Here is a 19,248-nt window from a genome sequence, read left to right as displayed (position 1 = left end):
CCCTTAGACCCTTTGACTCTCGACCCTTAGACCTTCTTCAGTCGTCCGCCGCCTGCCCCATCCCCGCCCCCTGCCGGGCCTCGCGGATCGCCCGCCAGACCTTCTCGGAGGTGTAGGGCATGTCCAGATGCGCGATGCGGCACTCGTGCCACAGGGCGTCCATCACGGCGTTGGCGACGGCGGCGGTGCTGGCGATGGTGCCCGCCTCCCCGATGCCCTTGACCCCCAGGGGGTTGTGCGGGCTGGGGGTAACGGTGTGGTCGGTCTGGAAGTTCGGCAGGTCGTCGGCGCGGGGCACGGCGTATTCCATGAAGGTCCCGGCCAGGAAGTTGCCTTCCTCGTCGTAGGCGGCGTCTTCCCAGAGGGCCTGCCCCGCCCCCTGCGCGATGCCGCCGTGGACCTGCCCCTCCGCGATCAGCGGGTTGATGAGGGGGCCGCAGTCGTCCACGCAGCCGTAATTGCGGAGCTTCACCACGCCCGTATCCGTGTCGATCTCCACGACTGCCACATGCGTGCCAAAGGGGTACACGAAGTTCTTGGGATCGTAGAAAGCGGTCGCCTCCAGCCCCGGCTCCATGCCGTCGGGCAGGCTGTGGGCGAGGTGGGCCATCAGCGCCACGTCGAAGAAGGTCTTCTGCTGCCCCGGAGCGCCCTTGACCCGGAACACACCGTCCGCGTGCTCAACGTCCTCCTCCGAGGCTTCGAGGAGGTGCGCGGCGATCTTCCTCGCCTTGGCGGTGATCTTCTGGAGGGCCATCTTCAGCGCACTGCCGCCCACCGCCGCGCTGCGCGAGCCGTAGGTGCCCCAGCCGTAGGGCATCCGGCCCGTGTCGCCGTGGATGAGGTCGATGTCCTCGATGGGAATCTGGAGTTCGTCGGCGGCGATCTGGGGAAAGGCCGTCTCGTGGCCCTGGCCGTGGCTGTGCGAGCCGGTGTACAGCTCGACCTTGCCGGTGGGATGCACGCGCACCAGCGAGCTTTCCCACTGCCCCGCCTGCGCCCCGAGTTGACCCACCAGCGCGGACGGCGCCAATCCACACGCCTCCAGATACGAGATCACGCCAATGCCCAGAATCTTGTTCGTGCCCTTCCTCCGCTCCTGCTCGGCGCGGAGGTCCGGATACTTCATCATGTCCAGCGCCATATCGAGCGCAGGTTCGTAGTTCCCGGAATCGTAGACCAGCGCGACGGGCGTCTGGTACGGGAACTCGTCGGGCTGGATGAAGTTGATCCGCCGGAACTCGGCGGGGTCCATGCCCAGTTCGTGCGCCATCACGTCCACGGTGCGCTCAATCAGGTAGGTGGCTTCCGGGCGGCCCGCGCCCCGGTAGGCGTCCACCGGGACGGTGTTGGTGACCACGCCCGTCACCTTGGCGTGGACGGCGGGGAACTTGTACACGCCGTTCAGCAGCGTGCCGTACAGGTAGGTCGGCACGGCGGGCGCGAAGAGGGTGAGGTACGCGCCGAGGTTGGCGACCGTGTTGACCCGCAGCCCCAGCATCCGGCCTTCCGCGTCCACGGCAAGTTCGGCTTCCGATTCGTGGTCGCGGCCCTGCATGTCGGAGACGAAGCTCTCGGAGCGCCGGGCCGCCCACTTCACCGGCTTGCCCAGCAGCCGGGAGGCGAGCAGCACGGCCACTTCCTCCTGATACTGGAAGATCTTGGAGCCGAAGCCCCCGCCCACATCCGGGCTGATGACCCGCAGCTTGTGCTCGGGGATGTTCAGCACGAAGGCCGCCAGGATCAGGCGGTGGATGTGCGGATTCTGCGAGGTGGTGTACAGCAGGTATTCCCCACTGGCAGGCGAGAACTGCGCCAGGGACGCCCGCGGCTCGATGGCATTGGGCACCAGGCGGTGGTTCCGCAACTTCACCTTCACCGTCTTGTGCGCCCGGTTGAAAGCCTCGTTCAGCGCCGTCTCGTCCCCGATCTCCCAGCGGAAGGCCACGTTGCCGGGCACATCGTCGTGAACCTGCGGACTCCCCTCCCCCAGCGCCGCGCTCCCCAGCGCCACCGAGGGCAGCGCCTCGTAGTCCACCGCGAGCAGGCCAGCCGCGTCCTCGGCCTGCGCCCGCGTCTCGGCCACCACGACGGCCACGATGTCGCCCACGTGGTTGACCTCGCCCTGCGCGACCGCGTGGTGCGGGGGCACCTTGAGGTCGGGGAGCAGCCAGCCCACCGGGATAGGCCCCGCGCCCGCCGCCGCCACGTCCTCGCCGGTCAGGACGGCGACCACGCCGGGCATGCCCTCCACGCTGCTCTTATCGATCCCAGTGATCCGGGCGTGCGCGTAGGGACTGCGGACCATCGCCGCGTGCAGCATCCCCGGCAGCACGAAGTCGTCGGTGTACTGCCCCGCCCCGGTGATAAAGCGCGGGTCCTCCTTGCGCTTGAGGGCCTGGCCCATGTACTTGTCGGTTCGGTCGGTCATTGTGCCTCCCTTGGGTCGGCGTCTCAGGGTCAAAGGGTCCAAGTGTCCAGAGAATCGGGGACTTCATGCCCTTAGACCCTTCGACTCTCGACCCTTCGACCTGCTTCAGTCGTCCGCCGCCTGCCCCGCCTCCCGCTCCCGCATCGCCGCCGCCGCGTGCTGCACGGCGAGGACGATGTTGTGGTAGCCGGTGCAGCGGCAGTAGTTGCCCTCGAGGTGGTGGCGGATCGTGGCCTCGCTGGGGTCGGGGTCGTGGCGCAGGAGTTCGGCGGCGCTCATGATCATGCCGGGGGTGCAAAAGCCGCACTGGAGGCCGTGTTTCTCCCAGAAGCCCGCCTGAAGGGGGTGAAGGTCGGCGGCGGTGCCCAGACCCTCGATGGTGGTGACCTCCATCCCGTCCGCCTGCACCGCGAGCACCGTGCAGCTTTTGACCGCGTCGCCGTTCAGGTGGACCGTGCAGGCCCCGCACTGGCTGGTGTCGCAGCCGACGTGGGTGCCGGTGAGGCCCAGGTCCTCGCGCAGGAAATGCACCAGCAGGGTGCGGGGTTCCACGTCGCGGGTGTGGGCCTTGCCGTTGACTGTCACGGTGACGTTCATGGCCGCCTCCCAGGGCGGGTGGGGAGACGGGAAGACGGGGAGCGCTCCAGCATGGTCGACCTCCGGGTGGGGGGTGAGCGGGCGGGGCAGGCAGGAACCGGGTTGTGTGTACCCGCCTATTGAACCATGAACGCCGCCGCCCATGCGCGGGACAGGCTGCGGTCTAGCCCTGGTGTGCCCGGTGACAGACGCCGTTGGTGTACGCTGTACGCTGTTGTCACGACCGGGGCAGACCCCCCGGCGGCTTTTTGTGGGACGACACCTGCCCCGGAGCCAACTCGTGAATTCCTTCACTGGAGAGTGTGCATGAAGACCCTGATCCTCGGTGCTGGCTACGCGGGCCTCGCGGTGGCCACCAAGCTCAAGCCCATGCCGGGCCTCGAAGCCCTGCTGGTTGAACAGAACCCCTTTCATACCTTTGAAACCCGGCTGCACGAAGCCGCCGCCCACAACACCCGCGTGACCCTGCCCATCCAGCCCCTGCTGCGCGGCACGGGCGTGGAGTTCGAGCAGGCCTCGGTCGAGGGCGTGGACATTGACGCCCGCGAGGTCACCCTCAAGGATGGCCGCGTGCTGACCTACGACACGCTCGTCGTGGGGCTGGGGTCGGTCACGAACTTCTACCGGATTCCGGGACTGGCCGAGCACGCCTCCGAGCTCAAGCAGCTCAGCGACGCCGACGAGATCTACGGCTTCGTCAACCAGGTGTACTCGGGCGAGTACCAGGGCAACCGCGACATCGTGGTGGGCGGCGCGGGCCTGACCGGCGTCGAGCTGGTCACCGAGCTGGCGCAGCGGGCCGAGCTGCTGTCCAAGGCGCGGGGCCTGCCCCCCTTCCGCATCTACCTCGTGGAGGCCGGTCCCAAGATCCTGCCCATCCTCGACGAGGCCCTGCGCCAGAAGGCCGAGCGCGTGCTGCGCGACTACGGCATCGAGATTCTGGTGGGGCACCGCATCACCCAGGCGACCGAGGGCAGCGTCACCGTGCAGACGCAAGGCGGCGAACAGAAGGTCATCGAGGCGGGCAAGATCATCTGGACCGGCGGCATCCAGGCCCGTGACATCGTCAAGGGCGAACGGCTGGAAAAGGGTCCCGGCGGGCGTATCGCCGTGGACGAGTTCCTGCGGGCCAAGGGCTACCCCGACGTGTTCGTGGTGGGCGACATGGGCCTTGCTTTGAACCAGGAAGGCAAGCCGGTGCCCACCACTGCGCAGCACGCCGGGCAGCAGGGCCGCCTGACAGGCAAGAACCTCCTGCGGCTGGTGCGCGGCGAGGAGCTGGAGCCCTACGAGCCCACCACCCTGGGCGAGTTCGTCTCCCTCGGCGGCCTGATGGCGGTGGGCTGGATGAAGCTGCCCTGGAACCAGAAGCTCGCCATCACGGGCGGCATCGCCCACGTGATGAAAAAGGCCAGCGAGTGGCGCTGGCGGGCCAGCATCGACTGACTGGTCGAGAGGCCGAGGCGTCGAGAAGTCGGGGGGGGCTGCCTACGGGTGGCTCCCTTTCGCTTTGCGGGAAAGATTCCCCGACCCCTCTACCTCTGACGCCTGATGACAATAGCGAGAACGTTGTGTAGGTGAGGCTTTTCTCCCTCCCTCCTTGTGGGGGACTCGTAGAGCTGCTTGCAGAGGGTCGGGGACTCGTAGAGCTGCGCAGCAGAGGGGGGTGACGGGCGAAGCTCGCCCTCGTGTTAGACGGCGAAAACAGTTTCGCTTGTCCTGAACCAACCTGCATTTCACATCAAGCGTCTCTGGGAGAGGGGCGCTGCGCAGCAGCGGGGTGAGGGCTCCCCCTCTGTCAGACCTCTGCATGAGTGCCCCCCCTACACTGCCCCCCATGGTGCGCGGTGATCTGGCGGTCTTTCCGTTCCTGCCCGTGATGCAGATGTTGCTGTCGAGCGGTCGCCGGGGGCGGCTGAGCGTGGCGCACGCACGGGGCGGCGAAGTGTGGGTCGAGCCGGGCGAACTGGTCCACGCCCGGTCTGGGGGGCTGACGGGCGAGGGCGCCCTGCAGGTCCTGAGCACGCTCGACGGCGGGCAGTTCACCTTCGCCCCCGACGTGCCCGCCGCCGAGCGCACGCTCTCACTGCGGCGTGAGGCTGCCCTGCGCCGCTTGATCGAGGAGTCGGACGCCTGGGGACCGCTGCTGCACGTCTTTCCCGACTGGAGCCGCCCGCTGCGCTTCACCGCCCGCTGGACGGAGGCGCAGCCCGTGACCCGCTCGCAGTACGTAGCTCTGGGCCTGATTCCCGAGGCACTGCCCCTGCGAACCATGCTTGACCGCTGCGGCCTTCCCCCCCGGAACGCCCTGGAAACCATTCACCCCTTTGTCACGGCGGGGCTGGTGGAGGTCAGCTAACTAGAGCCGGACCTCTCCCAGCGCGGAAAGCGGGATCGTTCCCCGGTACAGCACATGGGGCACGTCCGACCACAGGATCAAGGGGGCGTGCGGGGGGAGGGTCCGCAGCCGCTTCAAGGTTGTGACGGGCGGCTCGCTGACCTGCGCCAGCGTGGGAGCGTCGTAGGGGGCGTAGTCGTCCGGGAGGGGCGGTGTGTAGCGTCCACCGGGCCAGGGGCGCACGCGCTTCACGCACGCCCGTGCTGGATTCAGCGCGTCGGCCCGCAGGGTCCAGAAGCGGAGCGGAGGCACCTCGCGTCCAGACTCGCGCACAGCGTCCAGCAACGGGCCGGGGTGAACGGGCGAAAAGAACAGCACGTCGCCCCAACCGCACTCCAGGGGAAGTGCCCGCTCGGCGGCCAGTTCCTCGCGGCCCGCGTACTTGGTGGCCTCGCGGGCATACACGTCAGGATGGGTGTCGCGCAGGGCGTTGAGCGGCAGTAGCGCCTCGCCTCGTACGTCCCGCACCACCCGGTGGTAGAGGGTGAACTCGCTCAAAGCTGGCATCGCCCCAGGGTGACGGCCCCGCCCTGCCCCTACTATTCGCCAGGAGGCGGATTGCAACCCGCCCGCCCGCGCCCTAGACTCCCCATGCAGTGACCGGGAGGAGTACCCGGCAGGAGCGCACCCACAGAGAGCCGGGGCCGTGGCTGAAAGTCCCAGCGGGAAGGCGCACCGGGGAAAGTCGCCCGCGAGCGTGGGGGAAGAAAGGTCAGGAGACCGAGTAGAACCCTCCGGGACGCGCCCGCTATAGCGCAGCACGAGTGCCCCACACGGGTGGGGAAACGCGGTGGTACCACGGGACCTTGACTGTTTCAGAGACAGCACGTCTCGTCCGCATCCGGCACATGCCGGTCGGACGGGGCGTTTTTCGTTTTTCCTCTCTGCAGGAGTCAGCATGCTCACCTTTCAGAACCTCGAAGAAGCTCGCGCTCACGCCATAGCCCGCCACCTGCGGGAGAAGGCAGGGTGCCAGATCACCCGGCAGACCCGTGGGGGCGCCGAGTTGCTGGTCTTTGACCACGTCCCCGACAACGGGTCCGGCGTGCAGGTCGTGGCGGGCGGCGTGGACCCCGGCGAGACGCCCGCCGAGGCCGCGCTGCGGGAGGCGCAAGAAGAGACCGGGCGCACAGGCTTTCGCCTGGAGGGGTACCTCGGCAGCGCCGAGTGGACCCACGACCCCCATGTCAAGCGCGAGCTGCGCCACTTCTACCACCTGACCGCCCCGCCGGGCCTGCCCGACACCTGGGACCACGCCGCCGACGGCCACCTGTTCCGCTTCCGCTGGGAGCCGCTCTCCAATGCCCGCATCGACTGGGAGATGGACGCCTTCCTCCCCGCCCTCACCCCCGAGGAGACCCCCGCATGACCGACCTCCCCACCCTCCCCGACACGAACGACACCGCCCTCGCCAAGGCCTTCGACCCCGCCGCCATCGAACCCGGCTGGGCGCAGAGGTGGCGCAGCGAACCCTTCCGCGCCGACGCGAGCAGCGCCCGCCCGCCCTTCACCATCGTGATTCCGCCGCCCAACGTGACTGGGAACCTGCACCTGGGGCACGCGCTGGACAACACGCTGATCGACACCCTGATCCGCTACAAGCGCATGGCAGGCTTCGAGGCGCTGTACCTCCCCGGCACCGACCACGCGGGCATCTCGACGCAGGTGGTGGTGGAGCGGCAACTGAAGGAACTGGGGCAGACCCGCTTCGACCTGGGGCGCGAGGCCTTTCTGGAACGGGTTTGGGACTGGAAGGCGCAGTCGGGCGGCATGATCCTGGAACAGCTCACCCGCCTGGGCGTGAGCGCCGACTGGACCCGCGAGCGCTTCACGATGGACGAGGGGCTGTCCAAGGCGGTGCGGGCGCAGTTCGTGCGGCTGTACCACCAGGGCCTCGCCTACCGGGGCGAGCGCATCGTGAACTGGGACCCGGCATCGCAAACCACGCTGTCCGAGCTGGAAATCGACCGCGAGGTGAGGAAGGGCAAGATGTCCACCCTCTCCTACAAGCTGGAGGACCCCTCTACCCCCGCCAGCAACGGCGACCCCGGCGAGATTCGCATCGCCACCGTGCGCCCGGAGACGATCTTCGCGGACCAGGCGATCGCCGTGCATCCCGAAGACGAGCGCTTTGCCCACCTGATCGGCTTGCGGGCGCGGATTCCGCTGACCGACCGCTTCATCCCCATCATCGCGGACGAGGCCGTGGAGCGTGAGTTCGGAGTGGGGGCGCTCAAGATCACGCCCGCGCATGACCCCACCGACTTCGAGATCGGGGAACGGCATGGGCTGGCGCGGCCCAGCGTGATCGACCTGCACGGCAACCTGACCTCGGACCTCGTGCCCGAAGCCTTCCGGGGCATGGAGCGCTTCGCCGCCCGCAAAGCGGTGGTGGCCGCGCTGACCGAGTCCGGCGACCTGATCGAGGAAAAGGACCATGACACCGCCATTGGCCTGTCCGAGCGGACGAAGGTGCCCGTGGAGCCCATCGTGTCCACCCAGTGGTTCGTGAACATGAAGCCGATGGCGCAGCGCGTGCTGGAGGGGCTGGACGCGGGCGAGATCCGGCTCACGCCCGAGCGGTACGGCAAGGTCAACCGCGACTGGCTGGAAAACATCCGCGACTGGAACATCTCTCGTCAGCTCTGGTGGGGCCACCAGATTCCCGCGTGGTACGACGAGGAGGGCAATGTCTACGTGCCCGACCCGGAGAACCCCGAGCTGGATTGCGACCAGGACCCGCGCTACGCGCACCTCAACCTGCGCCGCGACCCCGACGTGTTCGACACGTGGTTTTCCTCCAACCTCTGGCCCTTCTCCACGATGGGTTGGCCCGACACGGACTGCGAGGACTACCGCAAGTTCTACCCGACGCAGGTGCTCGTGACCGGCTACGACATCCTCTTTTTCTGGGTGGCGCGGATGCAGATGGCCGGGTACGCGATGACCGGGCAGGCGCCCTTCGAGACGGTGATGCTGCACGGCCTCTACCTCGACGCCAAGGGCCAGAAGATGTCCAAGAGCAAAGGCAACGGCATCGATCCCCTCGAGCTGTTCGGCGAGTACGGGGTGGATGCCTGCCGCTTCGCCTTTACCAGCCTCAGCACGGGTGGGCAGGACATCCGGCACGACCCCCGGCGGTTCGAGCAGGGCCGCAACTTCGCCAACAAGCTCTGGAACGCGGCCCGCTTTGCCCGGCTACGGCTCTCGGAGGCGGCCCCGGCGCTCACGGGTGACGACGAGCTGACCCGTTACGTGCGGAGCGCGGTGGAGCAGCCTGACGCGCACGGCAGCGACCCGATGCGGAGCCGGGACGTGCTGGCCGCACTCCGCCACCGGCTCGACCTCACCCTGGCCGACCGCTGGATCATCAGCCGCCTGAACGCGGTGACGGCGGAAGCGACCGCCCAGCTCGACGGGTACGACATCGGCGCAGCGATCCGGACCCTGTACGCCTTCACCTGGGACGAGTTCTGCGACTGGTACATCGAGGCGGCAAAGCCCGCGCTGGCGGCGGGGCAGCTGGGCACGCTGGCGACCCTCAAGGCCGTGCTGGAGCACATCCTGAAGCTGCTGCACCCCTTCATCCCCTTCATCACCTCCGAGCTGTACGCGCACCTGGGGCACCGCCGCCAGATCGCGCTGCACTCGTGGCCACAGCCCGACGCCGCGCTGCACGACGCGGAGGCCACCCGCGCCTTCGACGCGCTGCGGGCCGCCGTGAGCGCTGCCCGTTCTCTCAAGAACGAGCTGGGCCTCTCGCCGCAGGACCGCCTGGGCGTGGCGGTGGAGGGTGACCTCGCCGCGACCGTGCTGGAGAACGCCCGCATCGTGGAGGGCATCGCCCGCGTGACGCTGGTGCCGGAGCTGGAGGGCCGCACGCTGAGCGCCGTGGAGCAGGGCGTGACCGTCCGCGCCCCGCTGGAAGGCACCGTGGACATTGCCGACTGGCTGGGCAAGCAGCAAAAGCGGCTGGCCGAGCTGGACAAGCAGATCAAGCAGGCCCAGGGCAAGCTGAACAACGCCGGATTCGTGGCCCGCGCCCCGCAGGAAGTCGTGGAGGAGGAGCGGCGCCGGGTGCAGGACTTTTCCGCGCAGAAGGAACGGCTGGAGGCGGTGCTGGCGCAGTTCGCGTAAGCCGGATTCTGGGGGAGTCCCGCTGCCTGGGAGGGTGGCGGGACTCTCGCACGATTGCTGCCGAACGAGGCATTATGCTGTGCTTCTGGAGGCACCCAGCATGACCGAGTTCCCGTTCACATTCGATCAGGAGGCGACTCTTGCCGCCCTGCTTTATGTCGCGGGACGAGTCGATGGGCTGACCATGCACAAACTGGCGAAGATTCTGTACTTCGCCGACAAAGCTCATCTGGAGCGGTACGGTCGCTTCATCACGGGCGACCAGTACGTCGCCATGGAAAATGGCCCCGTGCCCAGCATGACCTACAGCATGGTCAAGGAACTGGGGAACGGCGCACCAGGCGCCCTTTTTCCCCATCCCCTGGCCGACACGCTCAGGGTGGAGCGGCGAGAGGGGAAGCACTACGTGCGGGGCCTCACACAGCCCGACCTGGACGCCCTGAGTGACAGCGACCTGGCCTGTCTGGATGAGTCCATCGCCAATTACTCAGCCCACAGCTTCCGGGAGCTGTCCGATCTCAGTCACGACGCCGCCTGGAACGCCACTGAGCGCAACAAGTTGATGCGCATAGAGGCCATCGTCTCCACCTTTGCCCAGCCGGAAGCCGTTCTTGAGCACCTGAGGAATCCGAACCCTTGAGTGCAGGGCGCTCCGTACAGCTCTGGGACGTCTATCACCTCTTTGCGGTGCAGACCAATCCGCCCAAGCCCAAGTTCATCATCGTCACTAGCACCCCACCGAATGCTTCTTACGTGCAGGGCCTCTTCATCAATTCCGAGCTGAACGAGTTTCAGCAAAAACCTGAACTCGAACCTTGCTTCGTGATCGTGCCTGTGGTGGACCACCCGTTCTTGTCTTACGACTCCCTCGCGGCGTGTGGGGACGTCTACACTTTTACACACGCACAGCTAGATGCGGGGAGGTGGTGCGGCCGAATCACACCTGAAACGGCTGAGGCTATTCGCCGGGGTGCCCTGGCCTGCCCCATCTTGAAAAGGGGGCATAAACGTGTATTCGAGGCCCTCACCCTGCCGCGAGATAGACGTGCCTGAGCAAGCGAACTCACGCTTTCTAACCCCATGACCCCACCCACCCTCACCGACCTCGCCCGCTGGCTTCAGGCCGAGCTGGGCGAGCCGGAGCCGCTGCGCCGGGACGGTCCCGCCGAGGTGCGGCGGCTGGCCCTCGCGCTGGAACCTGCCGCCCTGCCGCCCACCGTGGAGGCCGACGCCCTCTTTCTGCACCGCTCGCGCCGGGTGGGGGACGGCTGGCTGGGGCTGGGCGTGCTGGCCGCCCACGACGGCTTCGACATCCACCTGACGACTGGCCCGAATTACCGGCTGGCACGGGCGCTGGGCTGGACGGACCTAGAAGAGGTCGTGTGGGAGGGCCGCGTCGTCGGGATCATGGCGACGCCGCCCCAGCGGAACTGGCGCAGCCTGCGGGCCGCACTGCACGGCGAGCTGGGCGGTGAGGACACGTCGTGGCCGCCCCAACCGCCCGCCGGTTCACTGCGGCTGGCGCTGATGAACGCGATGAATCCGGCGTTGATCGGGCACGTCACGGGATTGGGGGTCCGGGTCTACCTCACCGGGCAGCTTCGGCCCTCGGCGGTGGGGGCGGCGCGGGAGCAGGGATTGGGGGTGGTGGCGCTGGGGCACCGCCGCACGGAGTTGTGGGGGCTGCGACGGCTGGCGCAGGAGCTGGAGGGGGCGTTCCTAGGGCTGGAGACGCGGGTGTATGGCGGCTGAGCCTCAGCGCTTCTCTTCGCGGGTGTCGATGCCGAAGGGCAGGTAGGCGGGGCAGGTACCTACGGCAGAGGTGCCCAGCATCACGGCGGCCAGGGTGCCGCTCGCCAGGGCCAGCGGGCCACGGGTGGTGGCCGCCAGCCCGATCAGGCCCACGCCAGCCACAGTGCGGAGGGTGCGGTCCGTGGTGCCCATGTTCTTCTGCATAGACCCAGTGTAGGCCCGTCAGGGACGGCGCTTCTGGGCCTCGCCTCACATCCGGCTGAACTCCGCCGCCTGCACGAGCGCCGCTGCGGCCGCGTCCACCTCGGCCTCGGTCGTCGCCGCGCCGAAGCTGAAGCGCACGGAAGCGCGGGCATTGGCTTCACTGAGGCCCAGGGCCGTCAGGACGTGGCTGGGCTGCATCGTTCCCGCACTGCACGCGCTTCCTGCGCTCGCGCACACGCCCATCAGGTCCAGATTCATCAGCAGGGCCTCGCCGTCCGCGCCGGGCACCGTCAGCGAGGCGACCTTGGGACTGGCGTCGGTCGGATGGTTGAGGCGCAGGCCGGGGATGGCCGAGACGCCTGCCAGGAAGCGGTCGCGCATTTGGGCGAGGTGAGCGAATGTCTCCTCCCGTGCAGCCTCCGCAGCGGTCAGCGCCACGCCCGATGCGTACACCCCCGCCGTATTCCCGGTACCGGGGCGGAGGCCGCCCTCCTGCCCGCCGCCCAGGGTAACGGGGGGCAGCTCGGTCCCCCGCCGCAGGTACAGGAAGCCCACCCCGCGCGGCCCGCCCCACTTGTGGGCGCTGAAGGTGGCGAAAGTAACGCCCCAGCCCGTCAGGTCCAGCGGCAGCACACTGGGGGCCTGCACCGCATCGGTGTGGTAGGGGACGCCCCGTTCCTGCGCCACCGCCGCGAGCGCCGCCGTGTCCTGCACGGTCCCAATCTCATTGTTCGCGTGGTGGATGGAGACTAGGGCGGTGTCCTCCCGCAGAACTTCCGCCAGTTCCCCTGGGGCGTAGTGCCCTCCCGCGTCCGGCGTCAGGAAGGTGACCGCCCAGCCCTGCGCGGCCAGGGCGCGGGCCGGGGCCAACACCGCCGAGTGCTCGGTGGGGGTGGTCACGAGGTGGCCGGGGCGTCCGTGCCGTTCCTCCCAGGCGCGGGCCACGCCCAGGAGCACGTGGTTGTCGCCCTCGGTGCCGCCACCGTTGGCGATCACGGTGCGGGGGTCCACCCCCAGCGCGGCGGCGACTCGGGCGCGGCCTTCCTCCAGCCGCTCGCGGGCAGCCTGCCCCGCCGCGTGGACGGAGGATGGATTGCCAGGCAGCGCGGCGGCCTCGGTGTAGGCGGCGAGCGCCTCCGGCGTCATGGGATGGGTGGCGGCGTAATCGAGGTAGATCATGGAGCCTGTTGGGCGCCCGACTTTACGGGGTGATGCTCGCGTATTCCTCGCCGTCGCGGCGAATCACGATCACCGCGTCGCCGCGCACGGTGAGGGGGTCCGAGGGGTCGCTCTCGGCCACCGCGCCCGCGAGATCGGCGCCGCTGTAGGGGCCGTCCACCTGGCGCTCGCCGTCGGCGTCACGCACCGAGATGGTGTAGGTCCCGGCGGGCAGGTCGGCGGGGAACTCGTAACGGAAGTTGACCGTGCGGGTGGCGTCGGGCACCGCTTCCGGCTCGGCGGCCTCGGGCTCGGTGGGGGCCGTCTCCTGGGGCACGCTCTCGGGGGGCGTGACCGGGGTGGGCGTCTCGGCGGGGGCCTCCGGGGTAGGGGCTGTCTCGGTCGGCGGCTCGGCAGGGGCTGTGCCCTCGCCGGACGGGTCTTGCGGCTCCTCCTCCTCCGGCTCGGGGACCACCGGAGGCGGCGGCAAGGGCAGGCTGCCCGCAGGCTCGGCGGGGGGGCTGTAGCGGGCGGTGGCGACCGTCAGGGTGACTGGGCTGCCCACCGCCACCCGCACGTAGGGGGCGGGCGTCTGGTCGAGGATGGTGTTTTCGGCGGCGTCGCTGGGCTGTTGCACCACCCGCGTGACCACCAGCCCGGCCAGCCGGATGGTCTCGCGGGCGTCCTCGTACTCCAGGCCGGTCAGGTTCGGCAGGTAGGTTTCCTTGCCGCGCACCCCGGTCGAGACGATCAGCGAAACGGGCTGGCCGCGCTCGATGGTCGCGCCTGCCTCCGGGACCTGCGCGATCACGCGGCCTTCCGAGGTCTTGGTGAGGGTGCCGTCCGCGCGGATGATCTTGCCGGGCACCAGCGCCCCGTCGCGCAGGGCGGCGCGGGCCTGCGCGAGGCTGAGGTCCTCCAGCCGGGGCACCGGCACCGAGGGCGGGTTGTTCACGGTCAGGGTAACGAGGCGGCCCACCGGCAGGTTGGTCCCCGCCGCCGGGTCCTGCCGGATCACGGCGCCCACGTCCACCCCCGAGGCGTCCCCCAGGGTGTACTCCACCCGGAAGCCCGCGTCGGTCAGGGTGCGGGCCGCCTGCTGCCCCGGCTGCCCGGTCACCGAGGCCACCTCGCGCACGGGGGGGTTGAGGTAGACCTGCGCGGCCTGGGCGCCCAGATAGACCGCTCCCCCCAGGAACAGCAGGCCCGGCACGAAGGTGAGCCACGCCCCCGGCTGCCGCTTGCGCTTGATCCGGCCGCCGCCCAGGGCCGCGAGCGCCGCCGCGTTCAGGCGCTGCACCTCTTCCGGGGTGCGGCCTTCGGGGGCGGGGCGCAGGTAGGCCACCCGCACCTCCTTGCCGTCCACGACCACGTCGGCGTCGGGCAGAGCGTGGCCGTGCGCGGCGAGCGCCGCCGCGAGGGTCTGCACCCCCTGCACGACCTCCTCCTGCTTGGTGGGCTGCGCGGCGACCTCCGAGAGGGGCGTGCCGGGGACAGGTTGCCACACCGCGTAATAGGCGCCGGGGCGGGCCACCACGTCGGTCAGGCCGGCCGGGTTCACGGCCCGCAGGGCGGCGCGGTAGGCGTGAAAGCCCTGCCGGGCGGCGGGCGAGGTCACGTCGAACCACGCGAGGCGCCGGGTGACGCCCTCGCCCGCGCGAACCTCGCTGAGGGTGACGTGCCCCTCGCGCGAGAGTTCCCGCACGACCTCGTACTTTCCGTCGATGACCCCGCCCTGGACCGTCATGCGCCGCCAGCATAGCGCGTCGAGGCGCCTCTACAGGCCCGCCACCCGGACCAGCCAGTACGCCGCGAAGCCCCCCAGAATGCCCAGCGCGAGGTGACGCGTGCGCCACAGCAGGAGCGCCCCCACCAGCGCGGCGGGCAGGCGCCGGGGCCACTCCGGGCTGCCCAGCACGTCGGGGACGATCAGCGCGGCGAACACGCTGACGGGCACGAAGCGCAGGAAGGCCAGCCAGAACGGCGGCAGCCGCAGCCCCCCCAGCGAGAGGCCCAGCAGCCGCGCCGGGTAGGTGACCAGCCACATCAGGGCGATCACGAGGAGGTGACTCACGCCTGCCCCCGGCGCGTGACCAGCCACGCCCCCAGCAGCGCCCCGCCCACCCCGGAGGCGAGCACGACGAGGCCACCCGGCAACACCCGCGCCAGCCCCCACGCCCCCAGCCCCGAGGCGAGGGCGACGAGCACGGCCCTCCGGTCCACGAGGAGCGGCACCAGCAGCCCCAGGAACGCGAGCGGGAAGATCACGCCCACGCCGAGCGCTTCCGGGTCGGGCAGCACCTCGCCCGCGAGCGCCCCCGCCAGCGTTGCGGCGTTCCACACCAGGTACAGGCTGAGTTCGGCCCCCAGCAGGAAGGCGAAGCTCAGGCCACCCGGCTCGCGCGGACCATGCACGACCGCCACCCCATACGCCTCGTCGGTGAGGAACTGCGCGGCCACGAGGCGCTGCGCCCCGCTCAGGGGCACCTGCCGGGCGAGGCTCAGGCCGTACAGGACGTGCCGGGCATTGAGCAGAAAGGTCGTCGCCACGATCCCCAGCGCCGAGGCGCCGCCCGCGAACAGCCCCGCTGCGGCGAACTGCGAGGCCCCCGCGAAAACGGTCAGGCTCATGAGCTGGGTGTCGAGCACGCTCAGCCCCGCCGCCCGCGCGGTGACCGCATACGCGACCGCGAAGGGAATCAGCCCCAGCCACAGCGGCGTCAGGGCACGAAACCCGCGCCAGAAGGGGGGCCAGAAGGCGGACGGGGTGGGGGCGGTCACCATGGCCCCGAGGCTAGCGGGCCGGGCACTCCGCTGAGCGGGGCCTGTCTGCCGGGGGCGCGGCGGCGGCGGTACGCTGCCCCCATGTCTCCCTCCCCCCTGCCCTGGCCCGCGCCCGAAGACTTCGTGCACGGCGAGCCGCTGCCGCCGCCGACCCGCTGGGAGCGCCCCGGACTGGTGATGGTCTTCAACCTGGAGTGCGCCGGGTGCGTGTCACGCGGGATTCCCTTTCTGAAGCGGCTGCACGCGGAGCACGGCGACCGCGTTCACCTGCTGGCCCTGCACACCAGCCGGGGCCACCGCCTCCTGCCCCGGGAGGACGTGGTGCCCACGCTGGTGAAATTCGCCCGCGACTTCGCCCGTCTCCCATTCCCCGTCGCGCTCGACGTGTCCGGCGACCTCGCCCGCGCGTGGGAGACGGAGGGCACCCCGCACTGGCTGGCCTTCGCGCCGGGCGGCGAGCTGCTGCGGAGCGTGTACGGCAGCCAGGAGAACGCACAGACCCGCCTCGCGTACCTGCTGGAGGAGCAGGCGGGAGGCGGCTGACCCGTGCGCCCCTGGATGCTCGAAGCTCCGCCTGTAGAGCCTTCCGACGCCGACCTCGCGGCCTTTGGACGGGCGCTGGAGGCCCGCGACTCTGGCCTGTTGCCGCCAGACACACCCCGTTGGCTCTTTCTGAACTGGCTGGCCGCGCAGGGCTTTCTGCTGCACGGCTCCCCCCAGCCGGGCATCCCCGAGTTCGAGGTGCGGCAGGCGGTGGACCTCAGCCCCGACGGGTTCAGCAACCGGGCGGGCGTGTACGCCACCTCGGACGGCCTGTGGGCGCTGATGTACGCCCTGCGGGACCGCTCGCGGGTGGCGCGGATGGTGAATATGGCGTTGCAGGTCCGGGAGGAAGACGGCTGGAGCGCGACGCGCTCCTTCCTCTCGCTTGCCCCACATGGCCCGGCTGTGACAGACGGACGCTCGCTCCTCTCCCCCGGCGCCGTGTACGTGCTGCCCCCGCAGGGCTTCGAGCCCATGCCGCCCTACGAGTGGCCGGGGCTGGGGACCGTGCGCGAGCCGCAGTGGGTGAGCCCGGTCCCCGTGCGGCCCCTCTTCCAGGTGACCGTGACTCCAGACGACTTCCCGCTCCCGGTCCGCACGCACGACGCGGCGCGGGTGGACGCCCGGTGCGCGGCCGACCCCTGGGGTTTTCCGTGGCTGGAGGAAGGGGCGGCGATCACTCCGCCTGATCGGTCTCGCTGACCTCGGGACGGTTCTCGTCGCCGTCCTCGGGGGTGGCGGGGGCCGGAAGGGTGCCGCCCGCCGAGGAGTCGCCGAAGGTTCCGGCCTGCTCGGCGGCAGCCTCGGCGGTCCCCCGGTCGCGGTAGTCGTAGGTCTCGCCGTCCTTGCCCACGACCTCGATCGTATAGGCGCTCAGACGGGTGGGGTCGAGGCGGATCACGCTGCGCTGGACCGTCGCGGCCTGCTCGGCGGAGAGGGCGTACTCGTTCAGGACGGGACTTTCGCAGCTCTGCCCGTCCAGCACACGGGGCAACGTGCCCTCGTTCGGACCGGGCTGAACCCGGAACCGCTCGATGGCCTCCACGCAGCGCTCGCGGTAGTACAGCGCGTTGTCGCGGGCCAGCCGGGTCGCCCGCTCCTCGTCGTACTTGCGCGTCGCTTCCTCGCAGCCCGTCAGGACCAGGATTCCGGCCAGCACCCACCCGTACCTTGCCCGCATGGAGCCACTGTACGGTGTCCCGCCGCCCGGCGGGGGCCGACTTGTGGCCGGGCCGGACCTGCCCGTCCGCTACCCTGCCCGCATGTCCGGCGCCGCGCTGCCCACCCTCCTCTCCCTGACCGCCGCCGACGCGCTGGGGGCCGCCACCGAGTTCAAAACCCCGGAGGCGATCCTGGCCCGCTACGGCGAGTCCTTTACCGACTACCAGCCCGGCAGCGTGTTCGGCTTCGCACCCGGCGAGGCCACCGACGACAGCCAGATGACGGCGGCCACCCTACTGGGCTACGCGCGGGGCGGCGGGCTGGCCGGGGTCCTCGCGGCCCTCCGCGAGTGGCTGGGCGCCGCTCCCCCCGACGTGGGCGGGCTGACGCGGGCGGCGCTGCGCTCGGGTGGGGTGGGCTCCGGGGGGCTGGAGGGCGGGGCGCGGGCCTGGACCGAAAGTGGGCACCAGAGCGCCGGAAACGGCGGCATGATGCGGATCGCCGCCGCATGGCTGGCGGGCTTCCGGGGTGAGGCCCTCGACCGCGAGTCGGCGGCGGTCACGGCCCTGACCCACACCGACCCCCGCTGTGTCCACGCCTCGGTCTTCTTCACGGCGTGGCTGGAGGGGCTAAGCGCGGGAGGAGGCTACCGGGACGCGGCAGAGGCGGCGCTGGAGCGAATGGACCGCCTCGACGCCCGCGCCGCCCTGCTGGACGCCGGGCTCCTCGGCTTGGACACCCGCCCCGCCCACGACGCCTTCCGGGCAGGCGACCGCTCGGCCCGCTCGCAGGTTCGCGCCCGCGTGCGCTCGGGCCTCTCGGGGCACGTCACCTCCCAGAGCGGGTACGTGCTGGACACGCTGGAGGCCGCCGTCGCGCACGCCCGCGCCGACTCGTGGCTGGCCTGCGTCGAACCCGCCGTCCTGCGCGGCGACGACAGCGACACGGTGGCCTGCGTGGTGGGGGCGGTCGCCGGGGCGCGGGGCCTGGAGGTGCCGCCCCACCTGCTGCCCAGGCTGCGCCTGGGCCACTCCTGGCCGGGCTGGGAGCGGGGCTGGAGTTGCGCAGAGCATTTCCCGGCGCTGCTGGAGGCCGCCCGTGCCCAGCTCCGGTCATGAACAGCGCTGAGTTCCTGGCGACCATCCGCCTGAACCCGGCAAACGCGGCCATTCTGGACCGCCTGCCCGAGCTGGGGGCACCCCAGGCGCACCTCGTTGCAGGAGCGCTCTTTCAGACTGTCTGGAACGTGCGCGGCGGGCAGGCCCCGGCGGCAGGCATCCGCGACTATGACCTCTTCTACTGGGACGCCGACGCCAGCTACGAGGCCGAGGACGCCGTCATCCGCCGCGCCGCTGGCCTCTTCGGAGACCTCGGCGCGCGGGTGGAGGTTCGCAACCAGGCCCGCGTCCACCTGTGGTTCCCCGAAAAACACGGCCTGACCCGCCCCCCCATCCGCAGCGCCCGCGAGGGCATCGCCCAGTTTCTGGTGGAATGCACCTGCGTGGGCGTGGACGCCTCGGGCGAGCTGTACGCCCCCTACGGCCTGACCGACCTCGCCGCCGGGGTGCTGCGGCCCAATCCCCACAACCACACACCGGGCCTGTACGCGGCGAAGGTGGCTGACTACCGGGCGCGGTGGCCCTGGCTGCGGGAGGGGTGAGGGTAGGGGCGGCCAGCCGCCAGCTTCCAGGGGTCAGCGGGAAAGGGGCGGGCGGGGTGGTCACACGCCCCCTCACCCCGTTGCTTCGCGGGTACCCCTCTCGGCAAGCGGCTCTACGAGTCCCATAAGGGCCGAGGGGTCAAGTGCTGCTCTTGCCAAAGTCCTCTTTTCCCTGTGTCCGCCGATCTCACCGTCCCTACCTGACAAGTCTGATTTCCAGGCAGACGAGCCGTCCGGCGCGGACGCGCCGAGGCCTTTCACTTGGGCGACAGGATGGCGTGAAGGGGGACACGGGGGCGAGACAGGCGGCGCTGGAATGTGGAGGAACAACCTTTGCCTAGCGCAGCGCTGCTCCCCCCTTCCCTCTGGGGAGGGGGGCTGGGGGGAGGGGCAAGACCGCAATCAAGATGACCAGCCCACGAA

19 protein-coding genes are annotated in these 19,248 nt (G+C 70.3%); 10 read left to right on the top strand and 9 right to left on the bottom strand.

Features of this window, described 5'->3' with window-relative positions:
* Window positions 1-37: 37 nt before the first annotated feature.
* Window positions 38-2,431, bottom strand: a complete 2,394-nt coding sequence (locus C3K08_RS02750; RefSeq protein ID WP_104989933.1) for a xanthine dehydrogenase family protein molybdopterin-binding subunit — start codon at window positions 2,429-2,431, stop codon at window positions 38-40.
* Between the two features lie 105 nt (window positions 2,432-2,536).
* Window positions 2,537-3,028, bottom strand: coding sequence for a (2Fe-2S)-binding protein (locus C3K08_RS02745; RefSeq protein WP_104989932.1), 492 nt, complete (start codon window positions 3,026-3,028; stop codon window positions 2,537-2,539).
* A gap of 306 nt (window positions 3,029-3,334) precedes the next feature.
* Between C3K08_RS02745 and C3K08_RS02740 the strand changes: the two genes are divergently transcribed.
* Both C3K08_RS02740 and C3K08_RS02735 read left to right on the top strand, forming a co-directional pair.
* On the top strand, window positions 3,335-4,474 hold the full coding sequence (locus C3K08_RS02740) for an NAD(P)/FAD-dependent oxidoreductase (RefSeq protein WP_104989931.1): 1,140 nt from the start codon (window positions 3,335-3,337) through the stop codon (window positions 4,472-4,474).
* A gap of 391 nt (window positions 4,475-4,865) precedes the next feature.
* Window positions 4,866-5,387: a DUF4388 domain-containing protein gene (locus C3K08_RS02735; RefSeq protein ID WP_104989930.1), complete on the top strand. Its 522-nt coding sequence runs from the start codon at window positions 4,866-4,868 to the stop codon at window positions 5,385-5,387.
* On the opposite strand, the gene C3K08_RS02730 is transcribed toward C3K08_RS02735, so the two are convergent.
* The gene (locus C3K08_RS02730; RefSeq protein WP_104989929.1) at window positions 5,388-5,933 is read right to left on the bottom strand and encodes a hypothetical protein; all 546 of its coding nucleotides are present in this window, start codon (window positions 5,931-5,933) and stop codon (window positions 5,388-5,390) included.
* A 391-nt stretch (window positions 5,934-6,324) separates the two neighbouring features.
* Between C3K08_RS02730 and C3K08_RS02725 the strand changes: the two genes are divergently transcribed.
* The 4 genes from C3K08_RS02725 (at window position 6,325) to C3K08_RS02710 (ending at window position 11,315) form a co-directional block, all read left to right on the top strand.
* Window positions 6,325-6,795: an NUDIX domain-containing protein gene (locus tag C3K08_RS02725; RefSeq protein WP_104989928.1), complete on the top strand. Its 471-nt coding sequence runs from the start codon at window positions 6,325-6,327 to the stop codon at window positions 6,793-6,795.
* Window positions 6,792-9,563 (top strand): valine--tRNA ligase, encoded by a 2,772-nt coding sequence (locus C3K08_RS02720; RefSeq protein ID WP_104989927.1) that lies wholly within the window; start codon window positions 6,792-6,794, stop codon window positions 9,561-9,563. The genes C3K08_RS02725 and C3K08_RS02720 overlap by 4 nt, the downstream gene beginning before the upstream one ends.
* A gap of 100 nt (window positions 9,564-9,663) precedes the next feature.
* On the top strand, window positions 9,664-10,203 hold the full coding sequence (locus C3K08_RS02715; RefSeq protein WP_104989926.1) for a Panacea domain-containing protein: 540 nt from the start codon (window positions 9,664-9,666) through the stop codon (window positions 10,201-10,203).
* A 440-nt stretch (window positions 10,204-10,643) separates the two neighbouring features.
* Window positions 10,644-11,315 carry a Nif3-like dinuclear metal center hexameric protein gene (locus C3K08_RS02710; RefSeq protein ID WP_104989925.1) on the top strand — a complete coding sequence of 224 codons (672 nt, stop codon included), beginning with the start codon at window positions 10,644-10,646 and terminating at the stop codon, window positions 11,313-11,315.
* A 3-nt stretch (window positions 11,316-11,318) separates the two neighbouring features.
* Here C3K08_RS02710 and C3K08_RS02705 read toward each other — a convergent pair whose 3' ends face one another.
* From C3K08_RS02705 to C3K08_RS02685, 5 genes are read right to left on the bottom strand one after another with little or no spacing between them, the layout of a single operon-like run.
* The gene (locus C3K08_RS02705) at window positions 11,319-11,519 is read right to left on the bottom strand and encodes a DUF2892 domain-containing protein (RefSeq protein WP_104989924.1); all 201 of its coding nucleotides are present in this window, start codon (window positions 11,517-11,519) and stop codon (window positions 11,319-11,321) included.
* Window positions 11,520-11,564: 45 nt separating this feature from the next.
* Window positions 11,565-12,698 (bottom strand): cysteine desulfurase family protein, encoded by a 1,134-nt coding sequence (locus tag C3K08_RS02700; RefSeq protein ID WP_104989923.1) that lies wholly within the window; start codon window positions 12,696-12,698, stop codon window positions 11,565-11,567.
* Window positions 12,699-12,720: 22 nt separating this feature from the next.
* Window positions 12,721-14,424: a PASTA domain-containing protein gene (locus tag C3K08_RS02695; protein WP_104989922.1), complete on the bottom strand. Its 1,704-nt coding sequence runs from the start codon at window positions 14,422-14,424 to the stop codon at window positions 12,721-12,723.
* A gap of 30 nt (window positions 14,425-14,454) precedes the next feature.
* Window positions 14,455-14,751 carry an AzlD domain-containing protein gene (locus tag C3K08_RS02690; RefSeq protein WP_104991878.1) on the bottom strand — a complete coding sequence of 99 codons (297 nt, stop codon included), beginning with the start codon at window positions 14,749-14,751 and terminating at the stop codon, window positions 14,455-14,457.
* A complete protein-coding gene (locus tag C3K08_RS02685) occupies window positions 14,748-15,461 on the bottom strand; it encodes an AzlC family ABC transporter permease (RefSeq protein ID WP_104989921.1) in 714 nt (237 codons plus the stop codon). The genes C3K08_RS02690 and C3K08_RS02685 overlap by 4 nt, the downstream gene beginning before the upstream one ends.
* A gap of 81 nt (window positions 15,462-15,542) precedes the next feature.
* Here C3K08_RS02685 and C3K08_RS02680 point away from each other — a divergent pair, with 81 nt between their 5' ends.
* Both C3K08_RS02680 and C3K08_RS02675 read left to right on the top strand, forming a co-directional pair.
* A complete protein-coding gene (locus C3K08_RS02680) occupies window positions 15,543-16,004 on the top strand; it encodes a TlpA family protein disulfide reductase (protein WP_234009140.1) in 462 nt (153 codons plus the stop codon).
* 3 nt (window positions 16,005-16,007) lie between these two features.
* Window positions 16,008-16,706, top strand: coding sequence for a hypothetical protein (locus C3K08_RS02675; RefSeq protein ID WP_234009139.1), 699 nt, complete (start codon window positions 16,008-16,010; stop codon window positions 16,704-16,706).
* Here the strand turns inward: C3K08_RS02675 and C3K08_RS02670 are convergent.
* Window positions 16,681-17,184 (bottom strand): hypothetical protein, encoded by a 504-nt coding sequence (locus C3K08_RS02670; RefSeq protein ID WP_104989919.1) that lies wholly within the window; start codon window positions 17,182-17,184, stop codon window positions 16,681-16,683. The genes C3K08_RS02675 and C3K08_RS02670 overlap by 26 nt on opposite strands.
* On the opposite strand from C3K08_RS02670, the gene C3K08_RS02665 reads away from it, so the two are divergent.
* Together C3K08_RS02665 and C3K08_RS02660 are read left to right on the top strand one after the other, a co-directional pair.
* On the top strand, window positions 17,183-18,283 hold the full coding sequence (locus C3K08_RS02665) for an ADP-ribosylglycohydrolase family protein (RefSeq protein ID WP_369848421.1): 1,101 nt from the start codon (window positions 17,183-17,185) through the stop codon (window positions 18,281-18,283). The genes C3K08_RS02670 and C3K08_RS02665 overlap by 2 nt on opposite strands.
* On the top strand, window positions 18,280-18,825 hold the full coding sequence (locus C3K08_RS02660; protein WP_104989917.1) for a nucleotidyltransferase family protein: 546 nt from the start codon (window positions 18,280-18,282) through the stop codon (window positions 18,823-18,825). The genes C3K08_RS02665 and C3K08_RS02660 overlap by 4 nt, the downstream gene beginning before the upstream one ends.
* Window positions 18,826-19,248: the final 423 nt, after the last annotated feature.

Origin of the sequence: Deinococcus sp. NW-56 (genome assembly GCF_002953415.1) — a bacterium.
Classification (GTDB): Bacteria; Deinococcota; Deinococci; order Deinococcales; family Deinococcaceae; genus Deinococcus.
This window is presented reverse-complemented; position numbering and strand designations above follow the sequence as displayed.